We start from the raw sequence: 9,650 nt of genomic DNA, 5'->3' as shown, positions 1-9,650 counted from the left end.
GCGTTTGCGCCGTAGCATCTTGCTGCTGCGTCATTTGATCGGCATTGTCAGTGTCGTTCTGGTTAGCGTCTTGAGCCAGAGCGCCGCCTGAAAGTCCTACACAAATCGCACCAATAGCAATGGCTAGTGTTGTCCGTTTCATAATATTGCTCCTTGTGTTGGCTTGCACTTAAAAAGCTAGTAGACCTAAGCGCCTAAGAGCAAAGCTAACGATGAATTATAATAAAAATTAACACGTATATTATCACCGCTTACTTAGTAAAACTCGTCAAGAAACAATGGTGAGGTTTTATACTATTCAACCGTGGTCTGGTCGGCATCCTCATCTTTCAAAACTTCCAAGCGGTTACCACCTTGTTCATTCTGCGTATCGTCGCTGCCTATATCGGCCTGGTCAGGCATATCCAGGTCGTCGCTTTCAGAGCTCTGTTGAGGCCCTTGAGTGCCGGTTTCACGCTCGGTATCGCCCTGTTCCTGATTACGGGGAGTGTCCGTACTTTGCTGCTGTCCGGCTGTTGAGCTGTTCTGCTGCTGGGTCATCTGACCGTCGCTCTGTGATGCATCATTTTCATTGGCCAACACGGCTGCTGAAATGCTCGTAAAGATAGCACCGATAGCAATGGCTACTATTGTCCGGTTCATATGATGTCCTCCTTGGATGAGTCACTCTTCAAACGTTAGCCAACGGAGGATAAAAGTAACAATAAAAAACCATCTTTCTTAAAACTTGTATGAAAGTTAATAACGATCTTAATAATCGTTTAACGACCAAAAAAACGCCTTGCCTCATTATACAAGGCAAGGCGAACTCATGAACAAAGTGTTATGGCCTTTCAGGCGTTAGATGACCATTCTCATGACAGTATCTTAATTAGGATGCTGCTGGGCCTGCGTTACGGTCATACTGTTATCTATCTGGCTGAAATTGTCTTCGTCATACTGCTCTGCCGTCGCTTCTATCTCTTCACTACCGTAGGTGGTGTTGGTAACCAGTTGGTCGTCCTTCAGCTCAATTTCATCTAATGGCAGCGCCACTTCATCGGCACCGATTCCCCATACGCCACCAATGGAAATAACCGCATACAGTTCGCCAGACTCTTTATGCTCAACGATCCGGTCAATATCGCCAATTTCTTCACCCTGCATATTGACCACTGTCATGCCTTCGATATCACTTATTTGGCGAGACATCAGGTCGTTCGGATCATCTCTCTCCTCCTGATCAACATCCGAAGAAGACGCCGCGTTGCCACCTGTCATAGCGGCGGGCTGCTCATCCTGAGCGTCGTCCTGCTCATCGACCGCCTCTTCCTGTTGTTCCAGCGCACCTTCTGATTGACCATTTTCTTGCTGGTTATCCTCAGCAAACACGCCACTGGACATTCCAGTGCAAAGAGCTGCAATTGCAATCGCTAGTGTAGTCCGTTTCATGCTGTCTCTCCTTGAGTGCCACACTCTTACAAGTTAGTTGACCGAATTGAAAATCACCAATACCCGCCAGTTGCGGGATAATCGCTGCCTGTTTATCCAATCAGTTTCATGACATCGTTTGTGCATGGCACCTTCTGGCCCGCAGCTGAAACGACTCTATTACGAAACGTCTTTGCCTGCGTTGGGATCAGACGCATCGTAATCCTGAGTATCATCAGGCGCTGAACCAGGTTCGTGGGCAGTTTCGGCTTCAAAGCGGCGCGCTGCATCAATTGCTTGTGGCTCAGTGTCGTGGCGGGATATTTCTTGAGGGGTATCAGGCTCGGTAACATCGACAACGCGCCAACCCGATACGATGATCGCGTCGCCCTTGTCTTCGCTAACTGGCTCCACTCGTGCGGTACGGGTCATATTTCCTCCATGGTAAAAGCGAGTAACACTCTGCTTTTAACCATGGCAGAACCTTCAAGGACTTGCGTATCCAGCAGTAAACATTTAACAGTGATTGATTTTGCGCCTGCCGCTAGCGGACTTTACGCGTCAAACGCAAATTGCCGGGCACAAAGGCCCGGCAATTCGTTAAAGCGGTAAGCAAGTCGCTTAATGGTTTATAAATTAACCACATCGAACGCAACGTTAGGGTTCACGTCGGCGTCGTAATCGACATCATCACGCTCAAAGCCGAACAGTTTTAAGAATTCATGCTTATAACCAGCGTAATCGGTGATATCAAATAGATTCTCGGTAGTCACTTCCGGCCACAGATCCTGGCAAGCCTGTTGGATATCATCGCGCAGCTCCCAATCATCCAGACGCAGACGGCCTTCATCATCCGTGGCCATGTCGCCGCTCTGCTCTGCGGCATAGAGCCGTTCACCAAAGAGTCGATTGAGCTGATCGATGGTGCCTTCGTGTACGCCCTGCTCCTTCATGATGCGATACACCATGGCGATATACAGCGGCATCACCGGAATAGCTGCACTGGCCTGGGTAACAACAGATTTGAGTACCGCGACATTAGCGCCGCCGCCGCTAGTTTTAAGCTTGTCATCAATCGCCGTGGCCGCACGGTCCAGGTCTTCCTTGGCTTTACCCAAGGCGCCGTGCCAGTAAATCGGCCAGGTAATTTCCGTACCGATATAGCTAAACGCCACGCTGCGTGCGCCTTTGGCCAGCACGCCCGCCTGGTCCAGTGCGTCCATCCACAGTTCCCAATCTTCGCCACCCATCACGGTGATGGTATCGTCGATTTCCTGCTGAGTGGCAGGCTCCACTTCTGCCTCGATAATCCGGTCTTTATTGGTATCAATGGCCGTGGCGCGGTAGGTCTCACCGATCGGCTTCAGGCTTGAGCGCTTGAGTTCACCGCTATCCGGCAGCTTGCGCACAGGCGATGCCAGTGAGTACACCACCAGGTCGATTTCGCCCATATCTTGCTTGATCAGCTCAATGGCTTTTTCACGCGCTTCATTAGAGAACGCATCGCCATTGATCGACTTGCTGTAAAGACCTTCCTGCTTGGCAAACTTGTCAAACGCTGCGCTATTGTACCAACCCGCCGTACCGGTTTTGGTGTCACTGCTGGGCTTTTCAAAAAACACGCCCAGCGTATCGGCGCCGTAACCAAAGGCAGCGGTAATCCGAGCAGCCAAGCCGTAACCGCTGGAAGCCCCGATCACCAACACTTTTTTGGGGCCGGCGCTTTTATCCAAACCACGCGCGCGGGTTGCTTCAATCTGCTCAAGCACGTTTTGCTCGCAGCCTTTAGGGTGAGTAGTCGTGCAGATAAAGCCGCGTACTTTGGGTTTAATAATCACATCGAACCTCACTATCGGATTGATTTCATTATCAGCATGACAATGCTGTAAGCATGGCGGCTATTTTAGCTTGCCAGGCGGGCGCTGTCCGCTCTTGAGCTTATTTGCCTTTCACGGCAGGATAGTGCCCCTTCTTTTAAATGCCTGCGAGGCCATCATGAACGCACAGCAACTAGTCGACGAGCGCGGCGACCTTTGGCTTGCCTTGGCCCCCTTATGGCTAGACCGCGAACCCAGCGAACGGGATTACGCCCGCATGGTCGAGGTCATTAACCAGTACGACATGCCGCTGATGGAGCTTGAGTGGATGTTTCGCCTGGAGCTAGCCCCGGTGATGTCACGCCATCAACTTTCGATTGCCAGCGAATGGCGAAAATTTGATGACCATAAGCTGATGCAACAGTTAGTGAGCCATAACCTGCGCTTAAAGGGGTGGCGGCGCAAAGGCTGGGCGCTTTTTTCCGGGCTAACTACCATGATGGTACGCCACCGCTGGGTCGAGCTTATGAACCGCGTTAAGGTTGCCCGTGGAGAGCATTAAGCCGCCGTCAACACTCTGGTTCGTTGATGGCCAATGACCTACTCACGATCCAGCGCCGCTTCCAATGCCAAGCGTAAGGGTTGCCCATGATCTCGCGGGCCAAAACGGGTAATGACCCTGCCATCGCGTCCAACCAGAAACTTGGTGAAATTCCACTTAATGGCTTGAGTGCCCAAGACCCCGGGCGCCTGTTGTTTCAGCATGACAAATAGCGTGTGTGCGTGGTTACCATTAACACTGATTTTTTCCATCAACGGGAAGCTTATCCCGTACGTTTGCTCACCAAAAGTACAAAATGCCTCGGCACTTTCCGGCGACTGACGGCCAAACTGGTTGCAGGGAAACCCCAGCACGGTGAAGCCACGGTCACGATAGCGCTGGTATAACGCCTCAAGCTCTTTTAATTGCGGCGTAAATCCGCATTGGCTGGCCACATTAACTACCAACAGCACTTGCCCACGCAGCGCGCGTAAATTAAACGGCTGCCCTTGGTGGGTGTAACAGTCTTGATCGTAAATCGTCATTATTAAGCCTTACACCTTCCAGGCGATATAAACACTACCTTGCCACGGCTACAGGGATGGCACCAGCGCCTTGTATCGATTATTGCCAAGCACAACGGCCTATTAACCCAAGGTAATTGGCCCCATGACAACGCGCAGCGCCAGCGCAATCAGTAGCACGCCGGTTAATCGATTGATCCAGTGCGCATGGCGCTGCAACCAAGGCAGTACCCGCGAATGCGACAAGCCGACCGCCACCAGCACGTACCAACCACCATCAATAAGCATAGCGGTTAGTACGACGATCATCTTTGCCATACTACTCATATCAGGAGTAACAAACTGGCTCAGCAACGCTACAAAAAAGATAATCAGCTTGGGATTACCCAGCGCTACTAGCATCCCCTCTTTGGCCGCCTGACGGCGAGTGGTTACCGCCCCCTGTTGACTCATTGCCCCCGCCCTACCAGCCCGTAACGCCTTGATGCCTAACCAGGCTAAATAGGCGGCGCCCGCCCAGGTAACCAGTTGAAAAACGTCAGGCGAACGAGTCACTAACGCGCCCAGCCCCCAGACGGTCAAAAGCGCATAAAATCCGACACCAGCCGCATGAAATAAAGCAGCGGTAATGCCTGGCCACCGCCCACCGCCCAGCGTGTGTTTTAAAACCAGAGCGAGGCTGGGCCCGGGCGACATCGCCCCCATGGCGCAGATAGCCGCGAGTGACAACCAGAGTGAGAACGGCATTTTTTCCTCTTTTTACTTGTTAATGAATCATCGTCTACATGCGCCAATGCCGTTACCGGCTGAGTTGCTTGCTGTATAACGTCGTCTCGCTTAAATAACGCTGTTAGCATGGTACTCTGTTGGGTAAAATTTGCCCCTTTTTCGATGAAAATGACGCCTGCTGTCAAGGCAGGCGTGGCACGGCTAATAAAGGACTCCGATATGGGTAGGGCGTTTCAAAACCGTAAAGAATCGATGGCTAAAACGGCCGACGCAAAAACCAAGGTTTACAGCAAATACGGGCGTGAAATTTACGTTGTTGCAAAAGCAGGCGGCTCCGACCCGAACGGTAACCTTGCCCTGCGCGGTTTAATAGAGCGTGCAAAAAGAGATCAGGTTCCCTCGCACGTTATTGATAAAGCGCTAGACAAGGCCAGCGGCGCAGGTGGCGAAGACTTCTCTCCAGCACGCTACGAAGGCTTTGGCCCCGGTAACGCCATGGTGATTGTCGACTGCTTAACCGATAACCCTAACCGCACCTTTGGCGATGTACGCGGTTGCTTTACCAAAACGAAAAGCAAGATTGGCACCCCCGGCAGCGTTAGCCACATGTTCGATCACTGCGCGATTTTTGCGTTTGTCGGCCAGGAAGAAGAGGCGGTGCTTGAAGCGCTAATGGAAGCCGATGTTGATGTGACCGACATTGAGCAGGAAGAAGCGCGTATTACGGTTTATGCGCCACACACCGAATATTCTAAAGCCAAGCAAGCCCTGCTGAATGCGTTCGGTGAGCTCAATTTTGAAATTGATGAGATTCAGTTTCTGCCACAAAACACCACGCCGCTCGAAGGCGATGACGTGGCGCTATTTGAAAAATTTGTGGGCATGCTCACCGATCTGGACGATGTACAAAACGTCTTCCACAGCGCTGAGCTACCCGAAGAGACAGCGTAAATAGCGCGCTCCGGTACGTTTAAAGTGGCCGTCAGCGTATTGCTGACGGCCAATACCGCATGACCACCCAGCGCAGCATTCGGTGACAACAGCGCGGGGTTAATACCGGCATCGCTCAGCACCTGCTTCCCCTGCACGGTTAGGTCGGTAATAAACAAAAACTGCTGCCACACCTCACTGCCTCGGCAGTACACCGCCAAACGCTGTCGCTCTGCATGGACAGACGCTTGATAAGTAGGCGCCATCAAACAACGAACGCTCTGAGGTTTACGGTCAATACATTACACAAGAACAAGGTTAGTATCTTGAGGATAAATCTCTGCGGAGCTATTCGAACTTATCGACTAAAATGACATCTTCAGAGATAACCATTATCCGCAACCATTTCATGTTACGCAGGAGGCGACCATGAGTATTGTTCATGTTAGCGAGGCAGAGCTCTACGCCAAGCTTGAAAAATGCATGTCGGGAGAGCGCGTTCTTATTGACCAGGCTGGCAACCGGTTTAGTGCGCGCATTCAGCTCGCCCGCAAAATGGATGCAACGGTCATTCCCGAACAGCAGCTACACAAAAGCCACGATGATCCTGATGAGGTGGATAGCATCACCGTGCCTTATGAGCATATCTGGGAGCTTGAAATCAAGGGCGTCGTGTATAGCCGTTTAGCAGAATAATCACCTTGCTCTACCAGCACCCCCTTATGGGCAGTGCTGGTAAAGATCACACGTAAACGCTTTTAGAACGTTAAACAAATTTTTCCTAGATGCTTGCCTGCCTCTTGGTAGCGAAAAGCCTCCGCAATCTCGGCTAATGCAAACTCCCGATCAATAACGGGGCGCATATCGTTAGCCTCAATAGCCTTGATCATCTCTATCTGATGGCGACGACTGCCCACAATCAGGCCCTGCAAACGCGCCTGCTTCGCCATTAGCTTCGCAGTTGGAATGTCCCCTTGGCGGCCTGTCAGCACACCAATCAATGAGATATGCCCACCAATTTTGATCGCTTCGATAGATTGCGGTAGCGTGCCAGGTCCGCCTACTTCGACAATATGATCAACGCCTTGACCATCCGTCAGCTCATTAACCTGCTTGCCCCATTCAGGGGTTTCCTTGTAGTTAATCGTATGGGTAGCACCCAATTCACGTAACCGCTCGCGTTTCGCGCTGGAAGATGACGTCGCGATAACGTGGGCGCCCATCATGCGTGCAAACTGCAACGCAAATATGGATACACCGCCAGAGCCCAGCACCAAAACCGTATCGCCTGCTTTCAAGCCGCCATCCACCACAAGTGCACGCCATGCCGTTAACCCTGCGGTAGTGAGCGTTGCCGACTCAGCATGGCTATACCCCTTGGGCTGATGGGTAAACCACTGTGCCGGGCGAACCACCTGTTCACAGGCGTAGCCATCGACACCATCGCCAGGCGTTGTCGTAAAATCCGCAATGCGTGCAGGGCCTTCCAACCAGTAGGGGAAGAACGTCGATACCACGCGATCACCCACTGAAAACTCGGATACTCCCTCACCGACCTCTTCAACAATACCCGCCCCATCCGACATGGGAATACGGCCGTCAGCGGTCGGCATTATGCCCGCCACTACGCCGTAGTCATGAAAATTCAGCGAGCTTGCATGGATGCGTACGCGAATCTCACCCGCTGCAGGTGCGCCGGGTGCCGTGGCCTCCTGCACATTAAGTTTATCCAGCCCACCTGGGGCCTGTAGCGTTACCACTTGCATTGTCGATCTCCTGGGTTAGCTGTCATCTGGAACACGTTAGCAGAGGATCAGAAACATCACATATCGACCCCAAGAAAGCCGCCCGACTGGCGCTTCCATAGCCCCGCATAAATACCGTCTTGAGCGAGCAATTCGGTATGCGTGCCGCTTTCTACAATACGCCCCTGCTCGACCACGATCAGTCGATCAAGCATTGCAATGGTAGAGAGACGATGGGCAATAGCAATAACCGTTTTGCCTTCCATTAACGTATCCAACTGCTCTTGAATGGCGGCTTCCACTTCAGAGTCCAGCGCCGACGTGGCTTCATCCAATACCAAAATAGGCGCGTTTTTCAATAGTACGCGCGCGATGGCAATACGTTGGCGCTGGCCGCCCGACAGCTTAACGCCGCGCTCGCCCACATGTGCGTCTAACCCACGACGCCCCTGAGGATCCACCAGGTCGTTAATGAACGCATCCGCATGGGCACGGCATACGGCGGCCCATACCGCTTCATCATCTGCCTGTGGGGTGCCGTAGCGAATGTTATCGCGCAGTGAACGGTGCAAAAGCGAGGTATCCTGGGTCACCATGCCAATCTGGTGACGCAACGAGGTTTGCGTGACCTGAGCAATGTCCTGCTCATCGATAAGAATGCGCCCGCCCTGAACATCATAAAAACGCAGCAGTAGGTTAGCGAGGGTCGATTTACCCGCGCCTGAACGACCAATCAGGCCAATTTTCTCACCGGGGGCGATTGTCAGGTTCAACCCATCAAACACGGTTCGGCTTTCGCCTTTGGCCTGCTCGTAGCCAAAGCGCAGCGCATCAAAATGAATTTTACCCGCCGGTACATGGAGGGCGGGCGCATTGGGCACATCACTGATGGTCGGTTCGCGGGCAATAGTGTTCATGCCATCCTGTACCGTACCAATATTTTCAAACAAGCCCGCCACTTCCCATAAAATCCAGTCAGACATAAAGCGAATGCGCATCACCAGCGCAATCGCGATGGTTAATACGCCTAGCGAAATGGCGTCGTAATACCAGGTGCTAATCGCCATACCTGCCGTGCCTACCAGCAGCGCGGTATTTAGTAGCGTTAAGCTGACACTCATAATGGTGACCAGACGCATCTGCCGGTGCACAGTTTCCATGAACCCTTCCATGGCATCACGTGCATAGCACTGCTCACGCTCGGTATCCGCAAATAGCTTTATGGTTTGAATATTGCTGTAGCTGTCGACCACGCGCCCAGTCATCTGCGCGCGGGCATCGGCCTGCGCCATGGACACATCACGCAGCCGAGGAACAAAAAAGCGCATGATGGCCAGATACCCAACAAGCCAAAGCCCCAAAGGGAGCAATAGCCACAAATCGGCCCGCCCCAACAAAATCGCCGCACCGGTAAAATACACAATGGCATAGACCAAAAGGCCCATCACCTTGGTGACCGTTTCGCGGATCGCCAGGGCGGTTTGCATCACTTTTTGGGACACCCGCCCGGCAAACTCGTCCTGGTAAAAAGCCAAGCTTTGATTGAGCATATGACGATGCGAGAGCCAACGGCCAATCATCGGGTAATTACCGAAGATGCTTTGATGAGTAATCAACGATTGAGCCAGCACCAACAGTGGCAGCCCCACAAGCATCAACACACCGACTCCGGTCAACCAAAGGCCATTCGCAGCCCAAAAGCCTTCACGCTCTACATTGCCCAGCCAATCAACCAGTTGCCCCATATAGTTAAAGAAAACCACCTCCGCAGATGACACCAACGCAGTAAATAGCGTCATGGCAATCAGCAACGGCAATACCGGGCGCGAGAAGTGCTTGATGAAAGGCAACAGGCCTTTAGGCGGTGTTTGCACATCCTCCATGGGGTAAGGATCTACGCGCGTTTCAAAGTAACGAAATAGCGGCTGCAGCATACGAGAAAACATGAACGTTC

The 9,650-nt window shown here is 52.3% G+C and carries 11 protein-coding genes; 3 read left to right on the top strand and 8 right to left on the bottom strand.

Features of this window, described 5'->3' with window-relative positions:
• Positions 1–294 precede the first annotated feature (294 nt).
• From ACT3TC_RS13600 to fabV, 4 genes are all read right to left on the bottom strand, one after another.
• Positions 295–642 carry a hypothetical protein gene (locus tag ACT3TC_RS13600; RefSeq protein ID WP_444640389.1) on the bottom strand — a complete coding sequence of 116 codons (348 nt, stop codon included), beginning with the start codon at positions 640–642 and terminating at the stop codon, positions 295–297.
• Positions 643–867: 225 nt separating this feature from the next.
• The gene (locus ACT3TC_RS13595; RefSeq protein WP_444640388.1) at positions 868–1,431 is read right to left on the bottom strand and encodes a PRC-barrel domain-containing protein; all 564 of its coding nucleotides are present in this window, start codon (positions 1,429–1,431) and stop codon (positions 868–870) included.
• A 159-nt stretch (positions 1,432–1,590) separates the two neighbouring features.
• Positions 1,591–1,842, bottom strand: coding sequence for a hypothetical protein (locus tag ACT3TC_RS13590; protein WP_444640387.1), 252 nt, complete (start codon positions 1,840–1,842; stop codon positions 1,591–1,593).
• A 197-nt stretch (positions 1,843–2,039) separates the two neighbouring features.
• The gene (fabV, locus tag ACT3TC_RS13585) at positions 2,040–3,248 is read right to left on the bottom strand and encodes an enoyl-ACP reductase FabV (protein WP_444640386.1); all 1,209 of its coding nucleotides are present in this window, start codon (positions 3,246–3,248) and stop codon (positions 2,040–2,042) included.
• Between the two features lie 157 nt (positions 3,249–3,405).
• Here fabV and ACT3TC_RS13580 point away from each other — a divergent pair, with 157 nt between their 5' ends.
• Positions 3,406–3,789: a DUF7079 family protein gene (locus ACT3TC_RS13580; protein ID WP_087106394.1), complete on the top strand. Its 384-nt coding sequence runs from the start codon at positions 3,406–3,408 to the stop codon at positions 3,787–3,789.
• Positions 3,790–3,827: 38 nt separating this feature from the next.
• On the opposite strand, the gene ACT3TC_RS13575 is transcribed toward ACT3TC_RS13580, so the two are convergent.
• Complete coding sequence (locus tag ACT3TC_RS13575; RefSeq protein WP_444640385.1) at positions 3,828–4,313, bottom strand: glutathione peroxidase; 486 nt, start codon at positions 4,311–4,313, stop codon at positions 3,828–3,830.
• A 102-nt stretch (positions 4,314–4,415) separates the two neighbouring features.
• Entirely contained in the window at positions 4,416–5,039 is a 624-nt protein-coding gene (locus tag ACT3TC_RS13570; protein WP_172117261.1) for a LysE family translocator, read from the bottom strand.
• Positions 5,040–5,240: 201 nt separating this feature from the next.
• Here ACT3TC_RS13570 and ACT3TC_RS13565 point away from each other — a divergent pair, with 201 nt between their 5' ends.
• Both ACT3TC_RS13565 and ACT3TC_RS13560 read left to right on the top strand, forming a co-directional pair.
• On the top strand, positions 5,241–5,972 hold the full coding sequence (locus ACT3TC_RS13565) for a YebC/PmpR family DNA-binding transcriptional regulator (protein ID WP_444640384.1): 732 nt from the start codon (positions 5,241–5,243) through the stop codon (positions 5,970–5,972).
• 408 nt (positions 5,973–6,380) lie between these two features.
• Positions 6,381–6,647, top strand: a complete 267-nt coding sequence (locus tag ACT3TC_RS13560) for a hypothetical protein (protein ID WP_172117262.1) — start codon at positions 6,381–6,383, stop codon at positions 6,645–6,647.
• Between the two features lie 62 nt (positions 6,648–6,709).
• Here ACT3TC_RS13560 and ACT3TC_RS13555 read toward each other — a convergent pair whose 3' ends face one another.
• Complete coding sequence (locus ACT3TC_RS13555) at positions 6,710–7,717, bottom strand: zinc-dependent alcohol dehydrogenase family protein (RefSeq protein ID WP_444640383.1); 1,008 nt, start codon at positions 7,715–7,717, stop codon at positions 6,710–6,712.
• 56 nt (positions 7,718–7,773) lie between these two features.
• Positions 7,774–9,642: an ABC transporter ATP-binding protein gene (locus ACT3TC_RS13550; RefSeq protein ID WP_444640382.1), complete on the bottom strand. Its 1,869-nt coding sequence runs from the start codon at positions 9,640–9,642 to the stop codon at positions 7,774–7,776.
• Positions 9,643–9,650: the final 8 nt, after the last annotated feature.

Source organism: Halomonas sp. AOP27-A1-41 (assembly GCF_052378605.1).
Lineage (GTDB): Bacteria > Pseudomonadota > Gammaproteobacteria > Pseudomonadales > Halomonadaceae > Vreelandella > Vreelandella citrativorans.
The sequence above is the reverse complement of the archived record's forward strand: the minus strand, read 5'-3'. Positions and strand labels throughout refer to the sequence as shown.

Coding starts and splice junctions, on each gene's coding strand:
- ACT3TC_RS13600 (WP_444640389.1), bottom strand. CDS start 642: ATGAACCGGACAATAGTAGCCATTGCTATCGGTGCTATCTTTACGAGC.
- ACT3TC_RS13595 (WP_444640388.1), bottom strand. CDS start 1,431: ATGAAACGGACTACACTAGCGATTGCAATTGCAGCTCTTTGCACTGGA.
- ACT3TC_RS13590 (WP_444640387.1), bottom strand. CDS start 1,842: ATGACCCGTACCGCACGAGTGGAGCCAGTTAGCGAAGACAAGGGCGAC.
- ACT3TC_RS13580 (WP_087106394.1), top strand. CDS start 3,406: ATGAACGCACAGCAACTAGTCGACGAGCGCGGCGACCTTTGGCTTGCC.
- ACT3TC_RS13575 (WP_444640385.1), bottom strand. CDS start 4,313: ATGACGATTTACGATCAAGACTGTTACACCCACCAAGGGCAGCCGTTT.
- ACT3TC_RS13570 (WP_172117261.1), bottom strand. CDS start 5,039: ATGCCGTTCTCACTCTGGTTGTCACTCGCGGCTATCTGCGCCATGGGG.
- ACT3TC_RS13565 (WP_444640384.1), top strand. CDS start 5,241: ATGGGTAGGGCGTTTCAAAACCGTAAAGAATCGATGGCTAAAACGGCC.
- ACT3TC_RS13560 (WP_172117262.1), top strand. CDS start 6,381: ATGAGTATTGTTCATGTTAGCGAGGCAGAGCTCTACGCCAAGCTTGAA.
- ACT3TC_RS13555 (WP_444640383.1), bottom strand. CDS start 7,717: ATGCAAGTGGTAACGCTACAGGCCCCAGGTGGGCTGGATAAACTTAAT.
- ACT3TC_RS13550 (WP_444640382.1), bottom strand. CDS start 9,642: ATGTTTTCTCGTATGCTGCAGCCGCTATTTCGTTACTTTGAAACGCGC.